Origin of the sequence: Siminovitchia sp. FSL H7-0308, assembly GCF_037980985.1 — a bacterium.
GTDB classification, from domain to species: domain Bacteria; phylum Bacillota; class Bacilli; order Bacillales; family Bacillaceae_C; genus Siminovitchia; species Siminovitchia thermophila.
In genome coordinates this window covers 2387458-2407048 of record NZ_CP150282.1, presented here as the reverse complement: position 1 = coordinate 2407048, position 19591 = coordinate 2387458, and the positions used below count along the sequence as shown (strand labels likewise).

Here is a 19591-nt window from a genome sequence, read left to right as displayed (position 1 = left end):
ATAACACGTTATCATTAGGAGGTCATCAATTATGTTGTCATTGGACGGAAAGACATTTGTGGTGATGGGGGTGGCAAATAAAAGGAGCATTGCGTGGGGAATCGCCAGATCACTGCACCAGGCAGGCGCTCGCCTTGTTTTTACATATGCGGGGGAACGTTTGGAAAAAAGCGTCCGGGAGCTGGCCGAATCGTTGGAAGGTAATGAATCCATCGTTTTGCCATGCGATGTAACAAAAGATGAAGACATTGAAGAATGCTTCAGCAACATTAAAGAAAAGGCAGGGCCGATTCACGGGATTGCCCACTGCATCGCATTTGCCAATCGAGAAGAGCTGGTGGGTGAGTATTTGAATGTCACTCGCGATGGATTTCTGCTTGCCCATAACATAAGTTCGTACTCGTTAACAGCGGTTGCCAAAGCAGTACAAAAGCTCCAGGCAATGCCTGAGGGAGGAAGCATCGTCACGATGACGTATCTCGGTGGAGAGCGGGTAGTCACCAATTATAATGTGATGGGTGTGGCCAAAGCCTCACTTGATGCGAGTGTTAAATATTTGGCCAGTGATCTCGGTAAATACGGCATTAGGGTGAACTCTATCTCTGCCGGCCCGATCCGCACGCTGTCAGCAAAAGGAATCAGTGATTTTAACAGTATTTTAAAAGAAATTGAGGAAAAAGCGCCACTCAGAAGAACGACGACACAGGAAGAAGTGGGAGATACGGCATTATTCCTGTTCAGCGAATTATCGAGGGGTATTACCGGCGAAAACATTCATGTTGATTCTGGATACCATATTATGGGGAATTAATATAAAAAAACTGCCGCATTTTGATGCCGCAGTTTTTTTTGTTGCACAAGTATAAACCTCTAAATCGGGATGTGCATACGCTATTATGAAACAAATATTTGAGGGGTGTTCCTAATGCATCAAAAACCAGTGACGAAAAAGCCTTTACTTTTTATAAATCAGCCAAAAATGAAAGAGCCTCTGGGACAAATGCAATCCAGCTTCACTTTTTCACCGGAAAAACCGGTCCAAATACCAGATTCAACACAAGTTGAAAGACATCCGGTTCAAAAAACAGATGAACGAGATTCAGTTCAAGAAAACAAAAGAAACAGGAAAAGAATCTCCGTCGAAGAACAGTCGCTTATATTTGAGGAGCCTGTCAAAGAGGTCCCAAAGCAGCCGGAATCATCTGTCAATCAGCAGCCTTCAAAAGGGTTACAGCCGGTAAAGTCGTTTCCAAGCATGACAATTGATGAAAAACTAGATTATATTTTTTCAAGCCCGCAATTTTACTATTGCGCTTTTAAGACAAAAGACAGCGAATTTGTTGGGAAAATAAAGGAGCTTCATCAAGACAACATTCTGATCATGACGACAAAAGGAATTAGGCAAACGATCGAGAGACAAGATCTTGTTGCGATCCGGATTATCGGTTAGAGTAAAGGACGGAATGGCGAGGGGGTCCATTTCCGTCCCAAACATTTATTCACAGATTTCCAAATCCACGTCGGCAATACATTGTACTGCACAGAAGCAGTGAAGGTCTACCGTAATACAGCTGTTGCTTGCACCCCAGCTCCTTACTTCGCAAAGATCATGATGGTTGATATGCCCACTTGGTGTTAAAATATCAACGACAGTTTGACGGTCTTTTTTCAATGGAATCAAAACCCGCAGCGTGGCACAACAATTATCAAAGATTTCTTCAACTCGGAAAAAGACGGAAACGCATTTACCGTGATGACCTCTGAACAATGCTTTAAATAATTCGCCATTTTTATTCGTCAATGTGAATACGCGTGTATCGGCATGCATTCGGCCTCTTACACCCAATTCACCGAGAGGTTCGATGAAGCAATTTGTCGTACACCTTTCGCATTCTTCTTCAACAGCCTGATCTTGAATATCCTTGATCGCCTTTACAACCTGGCATACACAATTTAATTTGCACCCACAGTCTTTTTTCCGATCATGATGATGGTGGTGGTGCATCCCCATTGATTCAACCGAAGAAGACTCTCCTCCAAATGTCATGGACGATGACTCCATTTCTTCAAATTTCATAAATCAAATTCCTCCTTTAATTTAGTGTATATGGTCATTTACATTAACAACATATTAATGGGTAGGTAAATGAGTAACGGACAATCGCCTGTATTGCATAAAATAGGCAAAAGGAGTGGTTGGGGACATGGATATTTCCTGGATGGAATTGGGATTGCTCAGCTTGGCCATATTCCGCTTAACAAGGCTTTTTGTGTATGACGAAATTATGGAATGGTTGAGAAAGCCTTTCATGAAGGAATATGAAGAGGAGAATGAAGCGGGAGAAAAAGAAGTTTATTATATGCCTATTGAGCGCGGATTCAGGGGTTGGGTCGGATCGCTTCTGAGTTGTTATTGGTGTACCGGCGTCTGGATTGCTGCTGGATTATATGTATGTTACGTCAGCGCGCCCATTATTGCGGAACCCATTATTGTCATCTTCTCACTGGCCGGTCTTGCTGCACTAATTGAAACGATCGTTCAGGCAATCATTTCGGATTAAACTGGGATTTTCGGAAAACAAAAATATCCACCGGAACATAAATTATAATAGGGGTGGCAAATCATTCCAAAACTAACCGGGGTGTGAAGGCATGAAAAAAACAAACAATCCTCATGTAATCAAGCCGGCAAGTAAGAGAAAAAGAAAAAAAGGCTGTGGCTGTGGCTCCCCTAAAAAAAAGCCGCGTTATTATTAATCAAAAGGCTGGATGAAATCTGTTGGTTCATCCAGTCTTTTTTTTATTTCATTTGAACCGTTCATATTTTATGAGGAATGGTGAAAAATAAGGTTACAGTACATTTCTTACGGGGGTTATTATGTTTATTCTATATACAAAAAAGCCATTTATATTGATCATATTCGCTTTCATATTCTTGACAAGTTGTTCTTATGATGGCGGTAAAGAGCATGAAAAAAGCGATACGGCACTGTTCAAAACGACAAAACCCGCACCGGTGGAACTGAAAAAAAGAGAAGAGAAAGATTCTATTGCCTACCAAGTGCGCAAAGATGTTTCCAAGGTGGATGAAATATATGATGTGGCTGTTTTGGAAGGCGACAAACAGATTGTAGTCGCCTACAAAGTGAAGCATCTGAATCGCTTTCGAATGAAGAGTATTGAAAAAAAAATTACGGACAAATTAAATAAAAAATATCCTGGTGATGATTTCATTGTTTCAAGCGACTATAAAATTTTTCTTGAAACAGTAAGGTTAAAAGAAGATTTGGATGGCGCGAACATGTCGAATGAAGAAGCTGAAAAACGCTTTAAGAAAATCATCAAACTAAAAAAAGAAATGACTTAGGAGCATCAGCATGTCAAGCAAAAATAAAACGAAAACACCCAATCAAATCAAATACGAACAATTGCAGAGCAAGCATGAAGAAAAGCGCCCCATTTTCAAAAACTGTGTTCGGGCTTTCTTTGTCGGCGGAAGCATTTGCGTCATTGGCCAGGCAATTACATATTTTTACATTTACTATTTCGATTTTACCGAACAGACTGCTGGAAATCCAACTGTCGCCACAATCGTCTTTTTGGCCATGTTGCTTACCGGTTTTGGCATGTACGACAGGATGGGACAATTCGGAGGAGCAGGCAGCGCGGTGCCGGTTTCCGGCTTTGGAAATGCCGTCATTTCATCGGCGATTGAACATCGAACAGAAGGCTTTGTGTTCGGTGTTGGCGGAAATATGTTTAAATTGGCCGGATCGGTTATCGTCTTTGGCGTTTTTTCCGCCTTTGTCATTACATTGATCAAAACGATATGGATTACATGGGGGGGATCGTAATGCTTACAGGAGCCCAAACATGGGTTTTTAAAACAAAGCCGGCTATCATATCCACCGGAACTGTAGGAGGACCGTTTGAAAAAGACGGCCGCTTGGCAAAAGACTTCGATAAGTTTCATCAGGACTTATGGATGGGAAAGGATTCTTACGAAAAAGCGCAAACAGTTCTCCTCGAAGATGCGGTCGATATTGCCCTGAGAAAAAAAGCATTAAAAGAAGACGCTATTCAATTTTTTTTGGCCGGCGATTTAATCAACCAGATAACCCCAACGAGTTTTGCCGCCAGGAAGAATCAAATTCCCCATTTAGGACTGTTCAGCGCCTGTGCCACTGCAACACAAGGGTTGGCCCTATCCGCCATGATTCTCGATAATGATGGAGCAAACTATATTTTAACTGGAGCTTCAAGCCATAATGCTTCTGCAGAAAGGCAATTTCGTTATCCGACAGAGTATGGAGGGCAAAAGCCGCCGACTGCACAATGGACGGTTACTGGCGCGGGTGTTGCATTGCTGAGCAAGGGACAGGGACTCAACAGCCCCCACCCCCGGATTGTCTCTGCAACGATTGGAAAAGTGGTGGATATGGGATTAACAGATCCCTACAATATGGGAGGAGCGATGGCGCCCGCAGCAGTAGACACGATTACGCGCCATCTTTTTGATTTGAACATCGACCCCTCTTATTATGATCTTATCTTGACGGGCGATTTAGCCAAAATCGGCAGAGCCGCAGCCCTTGATTTGCTTCATCAGCAAGGGCTGAAAATGAAGGAAGAACAGTTTCTTGACTGTGGTTTGATGATTTACAGTGAGGAACAGGAAGTCTTTGCCGGTGCCAGCGGACCGGCATGTGCAGCAGTCGTAACTTATGGGCATATATTAAACGAAATGAGCAAAGGAACTTACAAGAAAGTTTTATTTGTGGCGACAGGAGCGCTTTTATCCCCGTTGTCATATCAACAGAAAGAGACCATTCCATGCATTGCGCATGCTGTTGGAATTGAATGTATGTGATGAGGAGGTAAACGGATGCTAGCAATGTTTTTTTGGGCTTTTGTGATTGGCGGCTCCATATGTGTAATTGGACAGCTTATGTTCGATGTAGCCAAGCTAACACCGGGACATACATTAAGCATCATGGTTGTGGCCGGGGCAGTTCTTGCCGGTTTTGGGCTATATGAGCCACTCATTGATTTTGCAGGTGCCGGAGCAACCATTCCTATTACTAGCTTTGGAAATTCACTCGTAGAAGGAGCGATGCAAGAAGCGAAACGACATGGGATTATCGGGGTGATAACCGGCATGTTTGAAGTCACATCTTCGGGTATTTCGGCTGCCATCATATTCGGTTTTCTCGGGGCTCTTATTTTTAAACCGAAGGGATAAGCGGATAGATACTGGGCATTGCCCCGATCTTTTGAATTTGGTTTTCCTGACTTCACCAAAAAATTCCTCCTTCATAATATATAAAAGATGTAAAGGAGGGATAGGGAAGGAATGGATAACCAGTTTTTCAAGAACATTGAAAAAAAGACCGGAGTAAGTATGGATGAGGTACTTAGACTCGCCAACTCATTACAAGGTGCAAACTTTAAAGATGAAAAGACAGTCAGAAGAGTGATACGCCAAGTGGCCAAGATTGCTAATAAACCGGTTTCCAAAGAATTGGAAGACAAAATGGTCAAAACCATTACGAAAGATGGAAGCAAACTGGATATGGGAACTATAACCAATATGTTAAACAATAGATAATGAATGGGGCTTGCGGACATTACTGCAAGTCCTTTTTTTAATGAGCCAATTTGGCGCTGGCAAATTATGAAAAAAATGTTTATATTGAAACAAACGAGGGTAAATAAATAAAAACATCACAATCAAGGAGGGACGAACAATGGGTTACATTGCTCCTGTAACTGCATACCAATACGAGGACTACAAGCGAAGGATTGAGCAAGCCGAACATATTCAGGATCCGATGCCGGTTACCCCAACAGCAAAAGTGGAGCGCATTTTTGGAAGGAGAATATTGCCATTTTACCAGGAGGGCAAATATTACCCCGAAAAGAGCAAACAACAGGCAAAGGAATTGTTGGACCCGACAGGAAAAGGCCGATACGTGAACGAATATGTCTAGTATCATGATTGAAAGGGTGTTTCTTATTGGAGTTCATCAGCGTATCGGAGCATTGCCATTACTTTAAAAGTGCGGTCAACATCGGTTATGTTTTCAAGGATGGAAAAGGCATGTTGATTGATTCCGGCTTGGAAAAAAGTACCGCCAAGAAAGTTCTTAAGCAATTAATCAAAAGAGAACTGCCTGTCCATTACTTGATAGTGACCCACGCCCATGCCGATCACTATGGCGGGGCTGCGTACATAAAAAAAGAGGCGCATGTCGAGGTGTTTGCGCCACCACTTGAAGCCGCTATCATGGAAAATCCAGTTTTGGAGCCTATTTACTTATGGAACGGGGCTTTTCCAATGAAAGCGCTTAGAAACAAATTTCTGGAAGGACAACCTGTCAAAGTTGATAGTCTGCTTGATTGTGGGGAGCAGGCCATTGGTCCCTTTCAGATCACGGCTATACATCTGCCCGGTCACAGTTACAGTCAATGCGGGATATTGGTTGAAGAAATTTTTTATGCGGCTGACAGTTACTTTGAAGTTGAAGTACTGCGCAAGCATAAAGTTCCATTTATTGTCGACGCGAATGCAGCCATTACATCGTTGGAAAAAGTCCTGCGGCTGTCTTGCTCCGGATTTGTGCCTGGACACGGAGAGTTTGAAAAAGACCCCACTTATACGATTCGCGCCAATATTGAATGTCATGAACATGTAAAAACATTTATACAAAATCTAATAGAAAGTGTTCCTTCGGGCGTTTCGATGGACACCATACAAAGAAAAATCTTGGAACATTTCGATCTTAAGGCAAGGGAAGTGGGGCAATGGCTTTTGTACAGAACTTCTTTTACAGCATACCTCTCTTCCCTGGTAGAAGATGGTAAAGTGAAATTAACTGTAAAGGACAATGTACTTTGGGTGATAAGCACCAATTCCCTGGATTTGTTATGAATCCAGGGGCGATGTATGTTTGAGCGTTTTTTTCATCGTGCGGTGGGGTATTCCTGCGTCAAAAAATTCTTCCGAAACGACTTCATACCCTTGTTTTGTATAAAAGGGGATGGCCGAGGTTTGGGCATTCAACACGAGCTCTTTTATGTAAAGATCGCTTGCAAATTCCTCGATTTTTTTCATCACTTTTAGGCCGGCACCTTTTCCTCTGTAAGATGGAAGGATGCAAATTCTTTCCACTTTCCCTTTTCCGTTCAAAATACGAAACCTGCCGGCGCCGACAGGTTTGTTTTCATCATAGAGGACAAAATGTGATGAATCGTTTTCATGATCGTCTATCTCAATTTCAAGAGGAACATGCTGTTCCTCAACAAATACTTTCTTTCGAATGGCATAGGCATCCTGAAGCTGGTCTTCTGTTGTTGCCCGAATCACTTCCATTTACTGGGGGTCCTTTCCGAGGCGGAATGTTTCATACACCGTCCAAGAACCGTTTTCCAATTGGTATACAAGATGGAAGCGATCGACGATTTCTTCGTGTTCTAGGCCAAGCATTCTTAATTGGCTATACACATCCGAATGTTCATCGTTGGACAGCTTTTGTCCGATCGTAATATGTGGAACGAATGGATGTTCGGGTCTTTCGCCTGGCAACGTTTCATATAAATCTTCGGATAGGCCTTCCAGCACGGGGTCTTTTTCCGCTTTAAAGTGGATAGTGTTGTTCAACGGCTGGAAAGAACTGACTTTCCGGATTTTTAATGTAAAAGGTTCATATTTTTTAGCAATTTCTTCTAAATGATCAGTGATTTTTTCCACATCCATATCTGTTTCGAATGCAGTTTTCAATGTTAAATGTGGAGGAATCAGTGCATAATTGGGGTCATACCTTTTTCGATAGGAGTTTGCCAAGTCCTGTAATTTCTTGGATGGAAAAATAACAACGCCATATTTCAAATTGTCTACCTCCTTATTGTCAAAACTTAGATAAATGATACAACTTATGTTTAACTATAGCAAATTTCATCCTATTTTCCTATAGGACTGAAGAAAGAGTTATATCTAGGGAAACATCATTTTTAGCGCTCTTTTTACATCAGGCTGCCAATATGTCCACGCATGACCTCCATCAAATTCATCATAGAACGAGGTGAAGCCCGCTTCCATAAAGGCCTCATGCAACTCTCTGTTGGGTGTTAAAAAATCCTCCACCCGCTCGGGCGAAAATCTCACCTCATTTTCTTTTTTTCCAACAACATGGTAAATGTCCAATAAATGAGGTTCAGTGTGGGATTTTACTTCGGAAAGAACCTTGTCGTTCACAAATGGCGAATGAAGGATGACTTTTCCGAATATGTTTGGGTAACGAAGGGCAGTCATTAATGATACTGTACCCGCAAGACTATCCCCTATTAGTGTTCTGCACTTCCCGATGCAATATGCCGGATACTCGCTTTCGATCCACGGCAACAGCTCATGGGCCAGAAAACGAATATAAGCCTCATTTTTTTCTCCGTCCGGGTGGTATTTGTTTCGACGATCTTTTACATTTTTATAAGGAACGCCGATTATGATGACATTTTCGATTTCATTATTGTGAATCAGTTCATCCGCGAAACGGGGAAGGCGGCCCAATTGAAAGTAGTCCCTGCCATCTTGCGCGATGACAACAGAGTGTTTGTAAAGCGGCGAATAGCCGGGGGGCAGATAAATCAGGAGCGAAATTGTTTCATCCAGTTCCCGACTTTCAAATTCATATTCAGTAACGGTTCCTTGACCCTTATTCATACATTTATTTCCTCCACATTCCATAATTGAAAATGATATGTATGATTTTACCACAAGCCTGCGTTGAAATAAAAAAATGTTTCTCGTCCCGTTTATTGAGGTAAAGCTTGACCAGGCAAGGTATATTCAGCAAAGTTATTGCTTGATTCCAGATAGTAATGTGTTAAAATCGTTATTGTTAAATAATAAAGATGAGGGGGATGCTTCAATGAAGAAAAGAAATCTATTATTTGTAACCGCTTTAATGTTAGTGCTTTCATTTATGCTCGCCGCCTGCGGCGGAGGAGGAGACGGTAAAAAAGAATCGAAAGGTGATGGCGGAGACAAAAAGGATTATGGGATTAAATTTTTAAGTATCGCAACAGGCGGTACGGGGGGCACATATTATCCATTGGGTGGAAACTTTGCCAACCTCATTAAAGATGCGACAGGGATCGAGGCAAATGCTATTACTTCAGGGGCTTCAGCGGAAAACATGGCGCTGATTAAAAAAGAAGAAACCGAAGTGGCATTTACCCAAACAGACATCGCCACTTACGCGACTGAAGGTACAAGAATGTTTGACGGCGACAAAGTGGAAAATATGAAAGGCCTCGGAACTCTTTACCCTGAAACGATTCAAATCGTAACGACTGAAAAGTCGGGTATCAAATCTGTTGAAGATTTAAAAGGAAAAACGGTATCGGTTGGTGAATCTGGTTCCGGTACGCTGGCAAACGCCGAGCAGATCTTGGAAGTGCATGACTTGACATTGGATGACGTTAAAGCGCGTAACTTATCGTTCGATGACTCCACAACAGGCATTCAAGATGGAACCATTGATGCGGCCTTTATTACGGCAGGTACACCGACAGGTGCGGTAGAAGGGCTCGCTGCAACAGAAAAAGTGTCCATTGTTCCTATTGCCGACGACAAAATTGATGCACTGATTGAAAAATATCCTTATTACGCAAAGGAAACAATCAAATCCGGCACTTATGGGTTATCTGACGATACAAACACAGTAGCCGTTCAGGCGATGCTCGTCGTTCGCGATGATTTGTCTGATGACCTTGTTTACGAAATCACAAAATCGATCTATGAAAATACGGATAAAATCGGCCATGCAAAAGGTGAATTAATTAGTGCTGAAAAAGCATTAGAGGGCATGGCTATCGACTTGCATCCTGGTGCAAAAAAATATTTTGATGAAAAGGGCATTTCATCGGAATGACACAAAATCCTCAACTGAGTGAATAGGCCGGCCGCTTCACGGTCTATTCTTTTCTTTGTCTTGTTCTAGAAGACCAAATGGAGAATATGATGCAAAAATGTAATAAATATGGTGGTTGGGTCGTTTTTACTCTCATGATCGGGGCTGTTTTGGCGGTTATCCCTTTTCAACAGGCAGTCACCTTTGAAGCTCGAAAGAGCGGGGAGCTCCTGGCGTATTTTCTCTTGCGGGATACTGACAAAACCTTTCAAATCGAATATACACACTCTATTCATCAATCAGAAGTGATAGAAACATATCAGGTGGAAAATAGCGGGGTAATTCGCCAAATAGAATTGGAGTATGAAGATACATCCATAGGGATGCCGTCCGAATCGGAAGGAGGGGGAGACTTTGAAATGAAAGATGGTAAATATTATATCCGTGATATGAAGCGTGACTTTTCCTGGATAGACATAAGTGTTGGTCAAGTAAATGCCAATCACAGGTTGTTGATTCAAAATAAAACCATCCCGCTTTCTTCATTTTCAGCTCCCGGTTCCGTTGTAAGAGTGAAAAAACAAAAATTGGCACTATGGCAGCTCTGGAAAGGAGTGAACCTGCTTGGCAGATCAACAAAAGTTTGAAGTTTTATCAGAAGACGAACAACAGAGAATATTGGAGAAATATGACCCAGAGTCGGCAACAAGAAAAGCAAGCGGCCCGACCGGTTGGATTATCTTTTTTGGCTTGCTTGCTTTTTCCATATTCCAGTTATATGCATCCATTACACAATCTATTCCGCGGCAAATTCTGCTATCGATTCATCTTGGATTTGCGCTTTCTTTGATTTTTCTTTTGTTTCCAGCAAGTAGAAAAATCAAAAGGAAAAATAAGGTTCCTTGGTATGATATTATTTTATCGCTTATATCCGTTGGAATTGGTGCTTATTGGCCGATGATGATCGAAACGATTGTCAATAGAGTAGGAACGTTGACACCTATCGACTTGACGGTTGGCGTTCTCGCAATCTTATTGACACTTGAGGCGACACGAAGGGCAGTAGGAATGCCGATTACGGTTATCGCCATTCTGTTTATGTTATATGCGTATTTTGGACAGTCAATGCCAAGCTTTTTGGCTCATCGGGGACTGAACTTTGAAAGCCTTGTCAATACGCTGTTCTTTACTTCACAAGGCATCTTGGGGACTCCGCTTTACGTATCGGCGACATTTATTTTCCTTTTCTTGCTGTTCGGGGCATTTCTTGTCAAAACAGGTGTAGGCCAATACTTCAATGATTTGGCGCTTTCGATTGCGGGTAGGCGGGTAGGCGGACCTGCCAAAGTCGCCATTTTTTCCAGTGCCTTACAGGGAACGATCAGCGGCAGCTCGGTCGCGAATGTTGTGACATCAGGTTCCTTTACAATTCCCATGATGAAAAAGCTTGGTTACCGAAAAGAATTCGCTGGAGCGGTTGAAGCCGCTGCATCGACCGGAGGGCAAATTATGCCTCCAGTCATGGGAGCCGCAGCATTTCTAATGGTTGAATTTATCGGGATTACGTATTGGGAAATTGCCAAAGCGGCAGCGATACCTGCTATTCTATATTTTTCCGGCATTTGGATCATGACCCATTTTGAAGCGAAGCGTGTTGGCCTCAGAGGGCTTGCCAAGGAAGAAATGCCTGATAGAAAAGATGTATTAAGTAAAATTTATTTATTAATTCCGATTTTATTGATCATTATTTTACTTATGTCCGGTGTTAGTGTCATGCGCGCTGCCCTCTGGTCCATCATCGGCACAATTGTGGTCAGTGCCATTCGCAAAAGCACTCGGATCGGATTTAAGCAGATGGTGGAAGCACTCGTTGATGGTGCCCGGACCGCTCTTTCCGTGGCTGCGGCTACCGCCACTGCCGGGATCATCGTAGGTGTCGTGACCAAAACAGGACTCGGGCTGAATCTTGCGAACGGCTTGGTCGGTTTGGCCAACGAAAAACTATTATTAACGTTGTTCTTTACCATGTTGACGGCCATCGTGCTCGGAATGGGATCGCCGACAACGGCCAACTATGTCATTACCTCTACAATCGCTGCGCCAGCCATTATTTTATTGGGTGTTCCTGATTTATCGGCACATTTGTTTGTTTTTTATTTTGGTATTGTGGCAGATATTACACCACCGGTTGCGTTGGCAGCTTTTGCCGCCTCGGGGGTTTCCGGGGGAGAACCAATACGAACCGGTGTGAACGCGGCCAAATTGGCGATCGCCGCATTTATCATACCGTATATGTTCGTCCTTTCTCCCGAGTTATTAATGATTGATACGACTGTTCCTTACATGATATGGGTCATCTTTACGGCATTTACGGGAATGATTGCTATTGGCGCGGGAATCATTGGCTTCTGGTACAGAAAAATGTACTGGTTTGAACGCATTATCGCGATCATTGCCGGTCTCATGCTCATGTATCCGGAAGGTATGTCCGATACAATCGGTCTTGGATTGTTTATTGCTTTGATCGCAAGCCAAATCATTACGAAAAACAAAGGAAAATACAAGGCAGCTTAAAGTCAAAAAGCGAAAAACCAAGATTAAACGGTTTTTCGCTTTTTTTGGGGCTGGGGCATAACTAGGCAAAACGTTGGCGCTGGGACAAAACCCTCGAAAGCCTAAATCCTCCCACCCTTTGGAATGCACTCGTCTGTTTTGGGGTTTTCGAACGAATCTTGGAAAATTCTTTAATTTAAACGCTGACTCCAGATAATGACGCGCGCTTTTTTTGATTTACTCACGACTTTTGGAAATTGCCATCGACTTTCTCTACAAGCTGACCAAGCGCTAGGCGTATGGTTCTGGAAAGCTTATCGCGAGGTATTAAAAAAACCCCACTCTTGGAGTTGCTTTTTTGAGTCGCCAGCGAAATTTATATAACAAAGAGGGTACGCTTATGTACTTCGACAGTTCAGCACCAGTGAAGCGAATTGTAAGGAGTGCTTTGAGCTAACACCCTCTGAGAACTTGCTGGATAAAGTTGAGGAAAAAGCAACGGAAGCTTCACCTTATTTTTGCTTTGGGTAGTCAGTCCGTGAAAAGGTTTACAGATAAAAATAATAGTGATATGTTATGAGAACAATGTAATATTTTATTAAATAGCCAAAAAGGCTATATATCTATCAGATCGGGACAGTCCGCTCATTTGGCCGTTTTTGATAGGAAAAAGCGTTGTCTTATGAGGAAGAACAACTACGCGCCTTTCAGGCCTATTTTTTGATCAAGGATCAAGATGCTGCCTGCGCCGAAATGCAATAAGATCACATATTGACCGTACAACATTCTCTAAAAAAGGAAGAATAACAGAATAAAGCGGGTGTCCCAGGGGTGTAGCGTATCAGCGGCGGCGGCACCTTTTCGTTCATGGTTTGTCTATGCTATATGTGGATTCTTGCAAAGGAAAAAATGATCGAAAAAAAGGAACATCAATGAGGTCATTTATGGTCGGAGAAAGGAGAAATCGCCGTCCTTTGGACAACTGAAATCAAATTGTTCTATTATGAAATAGCTGAATGGACTGGCAAGGAGAAAAAATACACGCTATATCATTGGCCTTTTCAAACTGGCGGCTCCATTTTTGGCAAACGTTCATCAAACCCCTTGCCAAAAATAGGAGAAGACAAACACCAGCATATGGAGCATACAAAGATGGAGTGCATAAACATTCCGGTGTATAAACTGGTTGCCAAATATTTTTAGAATAATAGTTGACATTATAAAGAATCTATTATATATTAATAAATGTCGATTTCATTAAATAGCGATTCCGTAGCTCAGCTGGGAGAGCGCCACCTTGACAGGGTGGAGGTCGCTGGTTCGAACCCAGTCGGAATCACTACACGGGCGTCAAGCGTTGTTATTACAGCGTTTGGCGCCTTTTTCTATGCGTTGACATAGGCGGAGACTTAGGCGACAGGGTAGCGGTATATCACACACTTTCCGAAATAGGGAGGTGTGTTTTTTTATGCGGAAAAGGAACGTTAGAAGAGCCACCGAAAGTTTAGACGATTTATTCGATATATTTATCGCTATCAAAGATGCGGAAGGGCGGGCACCGTCTACTATGCAACAGTATCGGGAGAATTACGGATTCTTTACCGAATACCTGGACAAGCACGGCATCAAGAGGACGCCTAGCGCTATTACGCGCGACACCATACGAGATTACATAGTATTCATGCGGAATGATTGGATCAGATTCGAAGGCCATAGCTTCAAAACGGAAGTTGAACAAACCGCCGGCCTAGCGCCAGCAACAATAAACACGCGTTTAAAAACATTACGGGTAATGTATCGCTGTCTAATGGACGAGGCGCTAGTCGATAGCAATCCGATGGAAGGCGTCCGCAATCTCCCGGAGCAGCAGGAGAATATCGAAGTATTGACCGCCGAAGAATTGCAGCGCCTTCTAAACGTACCAAACCGTCGGAGCTATGCGGACTTTCGAGATTACGTACTAATGAATCTATTAATTGACGGAATGATGCGGATTAGTGAGGCGATCAATTTAAAGGTAGACGATTTTAACCTCTCGGGACAGTCCGTCGTTATTAGAGCTGCAATCGCTAAAAATAGAAAAACGCGAACCATTCCGATAGAAAGCCGGACGGCTCGATTAATAAACGAATTGATTATCGAAAATAAAGCCGACTTCGATAGCGATTATATATTTCTTACCGTTTATGGCGGGCCGATCAGCCGCGACCATTTTCGGAAGCGTCTTAATGATTTCGCAGAAAAGGCTGGCATCAAGAAGAATGTGCATCCGCATTTATTTCGACATACGGCGGCCACTATGTTCTTAGAAGCTGGCGGCGACATTCGGCATCTGCAAATGTTACTCGGTCATTCTGATTTGCGCGTACTTCTTAGGTATACGCATTTATCTAATGAGGCGCTTAAACAACAACATGAGCAATACTCACCGATTAAGCAAGTATTAGGTAAGCGTAATTTGCCTCGGAAAATTAAACGTAAAACACAATAAAATAAAAAGCCTCCCGCAGACAAGAAACGAAGTTCTCCGCAGAAGGCAACGCGCACACCCGCGACAACGGGTACGCAATAGCAATAGTTAACGTTAGTATATCGAAAAAAATAGAGATATGCAACGTTTATTTAAGTGCGCGTTGTCAACCGAACATATGTTTCTAGTTGCGATGGGCTACCGTAAAGGAGCCGTCGAAAATGTTACTAGCAAACGAAAATACATATCGCAGCCTATCCACGTTTCAATCAGTCGAAGAAATGGACGAAGCAATCAAAGCGCACAGGTCGGCGCATAAGCTATCCGAAACAGAGCGCGCTGTCCTGGACGTAATCAGCCAGTACGCGTGTAAATACGTCGGAGTGTGCTATTTATCGAAAACTAATATCGGAAAAGCAGTCGGCAAGGTACGTCGTACTGTTATTCGAGTATGCCAACGTTTAGAGGCGCTCGGCATCATCAAGCAATACGAAACTAAGCGCGATGGTGGGGATCGTAGGCAGTCAACGAATGTTATCGTTATATTGGCCGCAAATGATTCACCGGTGAGCCAAAAGGAATCCCGAGTTTCGTTTTCAAACCGCCCGACGTCGGGAAGTATGGCGGAAAAGGGTACCCAAAATGGGTATACTTTCGAAGAAGATGAAATGCGCATAATGCGCAATTACAAAGCGCAAGTCACACCGGACATGTCACGCCAAGAAGCTCCTTCTAAAAACATTAATAATAATACATATAAAGAGACGTATATAAGCGCGGATGAAATAATTAAGCGCGGCCTTAAACACGCTATCCCTACGCCCATTTACAACGCCCTGGCGCCCTTTTTCGGAGGTCAAGAATTATACGATACCTACGGCATACTATTGCGTGCCAAGGCGTCTGTAGACCGTTCTATCACGCTAGAAACGCATGGACAAGCCTATATTGACGCATTCATGAACGTTGTCAGACTGTATAAAGCGGGCAAGGTGCGGAGCCTGTCCGGTCTACTTTATCGCACATGGCAGGCGGTTACTTCGACGATTAAAAGACGCGTCAGCGTGGACAAGCATCCGGTATTATACGACTGGCTTGCTTAAATTCGCAGTCACAACGTATATAGGCGTGTGTATTAGTTCGTGCAAATTTTGCACAAGGTTAAAACGGTCGATGGTCACAACGTATATAGGCGTGTGTATTGCTTCTTCGTTTCCATGTCCTCCGATTTTCGGAGAAGATCGTCACAACGTGCGAACATGCTGCAACTACTCAAGTATCGACCTACGTAATCGACGGATTAAGCGCGTCGTTATGCGGAATGTGAAACGTGTTTAGATACAGAAGTATCGAGGACATTCCCGAAGATGACATACCGGCATATATCACGGAAACTAAACTGAATAGGGATGATTTAAAAAACGGACAGAAAGCGGCACTAGTGATTCGGCTGCACTATAAAGATGGGGGTGCGCAAGGGAAAAGAACGGACTTATCCCAAGATTGGGAAAAGTTAAATATCCACGAAAAACTGGCTAAAATGGCAGGAATCAGTAAAGGCTCTATCGGGAATCTAATAACGGTCTACAAACGACGTACCGACCTATTCGAGCGGGTATTCAACGGAGAGTATTCGATTAATCGGGCATATACGCAGATGAAGGCGGACGAGCAACCGGAAGGCGTTAAATGCGCTAATTGCTCGCCTGCTGTCGTTCCGAGCTTGCCCGCGGATACTAGGCGTTGGAGTTGCGGGATGAGGTCGTGGAGTTTTAGGATTCGCTTTGTATTGCGTTCAGATTCGCCGAGCATATCGGCGATGTCACTTGTTGTTTTTTGGAGGGCATTTTGTCCCTCTAAACTTCTTTTCCCCGCACTCCCTTCCCTTACGTTCCAATACTCCTGCAAGAATTTCGCAATCCTCGACTTCTTAATCGGATCAGTTTCCGCTTGCCCTCGTCTTTTATTTCCCGAATACTTCCGATTATTTCCCGATAATATCAGGCGAGCGCCCTTGACGCGTGACCCCCTCCGAAACTTCACCCCTCGATTATACCGTCTATTTAACGATTGTTTAATGTACAGATTTAGAACGATCGCACTTATCACGTTTATAAGCGATATTTCTACTTGCAATTGTCTATAAAGTCGTCTATACTTAGAATTATATAAAACGTATGACAAATAGACGGAAGGGGATCGGAGAATATGACGAATAGAATAATCGGATATGTTCGAGTAAGTACGGACGGACAAGACGAGGCTTTACAAGTGGACGCATTAAATAAGTACGCCAAGGACTCCGGCAAGGCGCTAGTATTATACGTTGATAAAGTATCATCTCGTAAGACTAGGCCGCAACTAAACGAGGCACTAAAGGCGATGACTAAAGGCGATATATTCGCAGTCTATAAACTCGATAGGCTGGCACGATCAACAAAGGAATTATATACGCATACGGACGTTATGAAGGAGCAAGGCGTGGAGTTCGTCAGCCTAACGGATAAGCTCGATACAACAACGGCAGGAGGTAAAGCATTGTTCGGTATACTCGCAGTATTCGCGGAGTTTGAGCGCGACATTATAAGCGAACGCACTCGGGCAGGACTGGACGCAGCAAAGCGCAGGGGACGGACAGGAGGACGACCGGCGTTAGATAATAAGACGAAGCGACAAGTAATCGCATTATATGAAGCAGGAGAAAGCGCGACAGACATCGCAAAAGAATACGGAATTGGACGAAGTACAATTTATAAAATATTGAACGAGGAAAAGACCGCTGGGAAATAACCCCCCGGCGGCCTTATTATTTCCTGCGCGTCGCCTGCTATCCTCTAAATTCGACCGAAAATTTTATTATCCCAGCCTTAAAAAATAGCGCGATATAATTTTATAATTCGCAGGGTTCAATCGTCATTTAGACGCATTCTAAGCGCCGTGTGAGCGTCCTAAAGCCGTCCTAGTATATTCCTATTCGGAGGGCTTAAAACGGCTCGTAGGGCGCTTTAAATGCGTTCTATTCATCGTCTACTATCGTTAGTATATCGTTGAAATCCGTTATCTCGAGCGCATCCATCACGGCCAGCAAGTGCGTCAGTTGTATCCGATCATACTTATTATTAACGAGCTGGCTTACGGTAGCTGGTCGAAGGTTAGCAAGTTCCGCGAACTCTTTTTGCTGCCATCCCTTCCGTTTAATATGTTCGTCGAGCTTCAATACAATTCTACGCTCATTTATCGTCATGCTATCGTCTCCTAATCGTCGTGAGTTAGTCCTCTTATTCTACCACGGAAAATAATTTCGCAAAAGTGTAATTTAAGTGTTGACTTGCGTTTCTTATTACGGTAATATGTAATTAACGCATTACAGTAATACGTAAGGAGGCCATCGAAATTGGAACTAATGACAGTATTATTCGCAGTCCTGGGCAGTTTTACAATCGGACTATTTATCGGTATTTCAAAGGAGGGCGAGGCGGAATGAAGCAAGCTAGACGTATAGCATGGTACACGCGCAAGGTCGCCGCATGGGGCGCCGTACATCCGACAAAGCGAGACGATAGGCACGGGCGAAGGGGCAAGCGGTTGATCGAGTATAAGGCAGCGTTAAATAAACGGTTGAAAGGGAGCGGTTCAAAGTGAACGAATTGAGACTAATATCTTATCGCAGGACTGTCGTAGGATGGTACAACTTCGATACGGAGGCAGGCGCTACGTATAATATCGAGCCGGAAATATTTCGGGAAATAACAGGCGTGAGTAAAGAGGCAGTACTCGGCTGTGCAGAAGTCACCGAAGAAGAATTGTGGGAACTGACGGAGAATGCCCGTTTAATTAAATTACCGGAGGGATTCGAGTGGGTAGTATAACGACGGTTAATAGATTACATATCGGATACATTGAGCAACTGGACGAGCTATACGAGCAGATCGAGGCAGATTTTCAGTATTATCGGAAGCAAAACTCGGAAATTGATAAACGGCTGAACGAGTTGGGCAAGCGGGGCAGGCCGGAACTTACCGCCGATGAAATGGAGCAATTACTTATACAGCGCAGGCAGGTAAAAGATGTCGCGTTGAAGTTACTGCCATTGCGCGACTTCTTCCGTAATCATTATGCGGAGGTTGGCGAGCGAATCGAGAAGTTGGAGGCGTTTAATCGTTAATTGTGACAAATTTGTGAACAATACAAAAAACGCTTGAAATAGAGTCCAAGTGTCCGATATAATAAAAAGATGTACGTCTAAATTTAAACATAAATAACCTATCTTATCATGATAATTTAATATTACAAGAGATTTTTTTCGAGTGTCAAGCAAATTATCCGTTCTAATCGTCGCTTTATTATTAGGAAATGAAGGTCGGCACCGTGATAACTCACAACTCCCGCGCGGTATTCCGATTTTTTTTCGGGAGTTAGTAAGCAAAAATAAACGGAGGGGATAGAGTTGAGCTACAGTTCGTTTCATGGCGAGTCAGTACATTCTGAAAGGGTTCAGCAAATACTAAAAGAGCAACATGATCGGCGTGGTGACGGATTGGGGGCTTATAAGCGTGCTTGCTGGCAATGTAGTAAAGAGTTCTACGCGATGCGTCCCGAGGCTCGTTATTGCTCTTACCGTTGCACCAATGATAGTTATATATCCAAACGTAAAAAA

Annotated in this window: 24 protein-coding genes and 1 tRNA gene; 20 read left to right on the top strand and 5 right to left on the bottom strand. The window is 43.3% G+C overall.

Going from position 1 to position 19591, the window contains the following annotated elements:
- Window positions 1–28 precede the first annotated feature (28 nt).
- Together fabI and MHB50_RS11485 are read left to right on the top strand one after the other, a co-directional pair.
- Window positions 29–811: an enoyl-ACP reductase FabI gene (gene fabI, locus MHB50_RS11490; RefSeq protein ID WP_205180293.1), complete on the top strand. Its 783-nt coding sequence runs from the start codon at window positions 29–31 to the stop codon at window positions 809–811.
- Between the two features lie 114 nt (window positions 812–925).
- A complete protein-coding gene (locus tag MHB50_RS11485) occupies window positions 926–1450 on the top strand; it encodes a CotO family spore coat protein (protein ID WP_205180290.1) in 525 nt (174 codons plus the stop codon).
- A gap of 45 nt (window positions 1451–1495) precedes the next feature.
- Here MHB50_RS11485 and MHB50_RS11480 read toward each other — a convergent pair whose 3' ends face one another.
- Window positions 1496–2005 (bottom strand): CotY/CotZ family spore coat protein, encoded by a 510-nt coding sequence (locus MHB50_RS11480; protein WP_205180292.1) that lies wholly within the window; start codon window positions 2003–2005, stop codon window positions 1496–1498.
- A gap of 199 nt (window positions 2006–2204) precedes the next feature.
- On the opposite strand from MHB50_RS11480, the gene MHB50_RS11475 reads away from it, so the two are divergent.
- The 8 genes from MHB50_RS11475 to MHB50_RS11440 all read left to right on the top strand — a co-directional run bounded on the left by MHB50_RS11475 (window position 2205) and on the right by MHB50_RS11440 (window position 6931).
- Window positions 2205–2561: a DUF1360 domain-containing protein gene (locus MHB50_RS11475; protein WP_077110285.1), complete on the top strand. Its 357-nt coding sequence runs from the start codon at window positions 2205–2207 to the stop codon at window positions 2559–2561.
- 317 nt (window positions 2562–2878) lie between these two features.
- Window positions 2879–3367: a YhcN/YlaJ family sporulation lipoprotein gene (locus tag MHB50_RS11470; protein WP_205180289.1), complete on the top strand. Its 489-nt coding sequence runs from the start codon at window positions 2879–2881 to the stop codon at window positions 3365–3367.
- A gap of 10 nt (window positions 3368–3377) precedes the next feature.
- A complete protein-coding gene (spoVAC, locus tag MHB50_RS11465) occupies window positions 3378–3854 on the top strand; it encodes a stage V sporulation protein AC (protein WP_077110283.1) in 477 nt (158 codons plus the stop codon).
- Window positions 3854–4870, top strand: a complete 1017-nt coding sequence (gene spoVAD / locus MHB50_RS11460; RefSeq protein ID WP_077110282.1) for a stage V sporulation protein AD — start codon at window positions 3854–3856, stop codon at window positions 4868–4870. Before spoVAC ends, spoVAD begins: the two co-directional genes overlap by 1 nt.
- A 15-nt stretch (window positions 4871–4885) precedes the next feature.
- A complete protein-coding gene (spoVAE, locus tag MHB50_RS11455; protein WP_077110281.1) occupies window positions 4886–5242 on the top strand; it encodes a stage V sporulation protein AE in 357 nt (118 codons plus the stop codon).
- Window positions 5243–5353: 111 nt separating this feature from the next.
- Window positions 5354–5608: a stage VI sporulation protein F gene (locus MHB50_RS11450; protein WP_077110280.1), complete on the top strand. Its 255-nt coding sequence runs from the start codon at window positions 5354–5356 to the stop codon at window positions 5606–5608.
- Between the two features lie 139 nt (window positions 5609–5747).
- Window positions 5748–5990 (top strand): hypothetical protein, encoded by a 243-nt coding sequence (locus MHB50_RS11445; RefSeq protein WP_077110279.1) that lies wholly within the window; start codon window positions 5748–5750, stop codon window positions 5988–5990.
- Between the two features lie 26 nt (window positions 5991–6016).
- Window positions 6017–6931 (top strand): MBL fold metallo-hydrolase, encoded by a 915-nt coding sequence (locus tag MHB50_RS11440; protein ID WP_077110278.1) that lies wholly within the window; start codon window positions 6017–6019, stop codon window positions 6929–6931.
- Here MHB50_RS11440 and MHB50_RS11435 read toward each other — a convergent pair.
- The 3 genes from MHB50_RS11435 to MHB50_RS11425 form a co-directional block, all read right to left on the bottom strand.
- Window positions 6926–7372 carry a GNAT family N-acetyltransferase gene (locus MHB50_RS11435; RefSeq protein ID WP_077110277.1) on the bottom strand — a complete coding sequence of 149 codons (447 nt, stop codon included), beginning with the start codon at window positions 7370–7372 and terminating at the stop codon, window positions 6926–6928. The genes MHB50_RS11440 and MHB50_RS11435 overlap by 6 nt on opposite strands.
- Window positions 7373–7888 carry a YjcG family protein gene (locus MHB50_RS11430; RefSeq protein WP_077110276.1) on the bottom strand — a complete coding sequence of 172 codons (516 nt, stop codon included), beginning with the start codon at window positions 7886–7888 and terminating at the stop codon, window positions 7373–7375.
- A gap of 105 nt (window positions 7889–7993) precedes the next feature.
- The gene (locus tag MHB50_RS11425; RefSeq protein WP_077110275.1) at window positions 7994–8719 is read right to left on the bottom strand and encodes an esterase family protein; all 726 of its coding nucleotides are present in this window, start codon (window positions 8717–8719) and stop codon (window positions 7994–7996) included.
- Between the two features lie 208 nt (window positions 8720–8927).
- Here MHB50_RS11425 and MHB50_RS11420 point away from each other — a divergent pair, with 208 nt between their 5' ends.
- From MHB50_RS11420 to MHB50_RS11390, 7 genes are all read left to right on the top strand, one after another.
- Entirely contained in the window at window positions 8928–9932 is a 1005-nt protein-coding gene (locus MHB50_RS11420; RefSeq protein ID WP_077110274.1) for a TAXI family TRAP transporter solute-binding subunit, read from the top strand.
- A 77-nt stretch (window positions 9933–10009) separates the two neighbouring features.
- The gene (locus MHB50_RS11415) at window positions 10010–10558 is read left to right on the top strand and encodes a DUF1850 domain-containing protein (RefSeq protein ID WP_339163732.1); all 549 of its coding nucleotides are present in this window, start codon (window positions 10010–10012) and stop codon (window positions 10556–10558) included.
- The gene (locus MHB50_RS11410) at window positions 10536–12485 is read left to right on the top strand and encodes a TRAP transporter permease (protein WP_205180288.1); all 1950 of its coding nucleotides are present in this window, start codon (window positions 10536–10538) and stop codon (window positions 12483–12485) included. The genes MHB50_RS11415 and MHB50_RS11410 overlap by 23 nt, the downstream gene beginning before the upstream one ends.
- Before the next feature lie 1245 nt (window positions 12486–13730).
- Window positions 13731–13803: transfer RNA gene (locus tag MHB50_RS11405), tRNA-Val, on the top strand.
- A 129-nt stretch (window positions 13804–13932) separates the two neighbouring features.
- Window positions 13933–14955 carry a tyrosine-type recombinase/integrase gene (locus MHB50_RS11400; RefSeq protein WP_077110270.1) on the top strand — a complete coding sequence of 341 codons (1023 nt, stop codon included), beginning with the start codon at window positions 13933–13935 and terminating at the stop codon, window positions 14953–14955.
- Between the two features lie 200 nt (window positions 14956–15155).
- Window positions 15156–16037 carry a hypothetical protein gene (locus MHB50_RS11395; RefSeq protein WP_077110269.1) on the top strand — a complete coding sequence of 294 codons (882 nt, stop codon included), beginning with the start codon at window positions 15156–15158 and terminating at the stop codon, window positions 16035–16037.
- A gap of 1105 nt (window positions 16038–17142) precedes the next feature.
- Window positions 17143–17724, top strand: a complete 582-nt coding sequence (locus MHB50_RS11390; protein WP_340083819.1) for a recombinase family protein — start codon at window positions 17143–17145, stop codon at window positions 17722–17724.
- A 226-nt stretch (window positions 17725–17950) separates the two neighbouring features.
- On the opposite strand, the gene MHB50_RS11385 is transcribed toward MHB50_RS11390, so the two are convergent.
- The gene (locus MHB50_RS11385) at window positions 17951–18178 is read right to left on the bottom strand and encodes a helix-turn-helix transcriptional regulator (RefSeq protein WP_340083818.1); all 228 of its coding nucleotides are present in this window, start codon (window positions 18176–18178) and stop codon (window positions 17951–17953) included.
- Between the two features lie 236 nt (window positions 18179–18414).
- Between MHB50_RS11385 and MHB50_RS11380 the strand changes: the two genes are divergently transcribed.
- The 3 genes from MHB50_RS11380 to MHB50_RS11370 are packed head-to-tail and all read left to right on the top strand — an operon-like array spanning window position 18415 to window position 19099.
- On the top strand, window positions 18415–18576 hold the full coding sequence (locus tag MHB50_RS11380; protein ID WP_186306513.1) for a hypothetical protein: 162 nt from the start codon (window positions 18415–18417) through the stop codon (window positions 18574–18576).
- The gene (locus tag MHB50_RS11375) at window positions 18573–18803 is read left to right on the top strand and encodes a hypothetical protein (RefSeq protein ID WP_340083817.1); all 231 of its coding nucleotides are present in this window, start codon (window positions 18573–18575) and stop codon (window positions 18801–18803) included. The genes MHB50_RS11380 and MHB50_RS11375 overlap by 4 nt, the downstream gene beginning before the upstream one ends.
- Window positions 18791–19099, top strand: a complete 309-nt coding sequence (locus tag MHB50_RS11370; protein WP_077110263.1) for a hypothetical protein — start codon at window positions 18791–18793, stop codon at window positions 19097–19099. The genes MHB50_RS11375 and MHB50_RS11370 overlap by 13 nt, the downstream gene beginning before the upstream one ends.
- Window positions 19100–19591 lie beyond the last annotated feature (492 nt).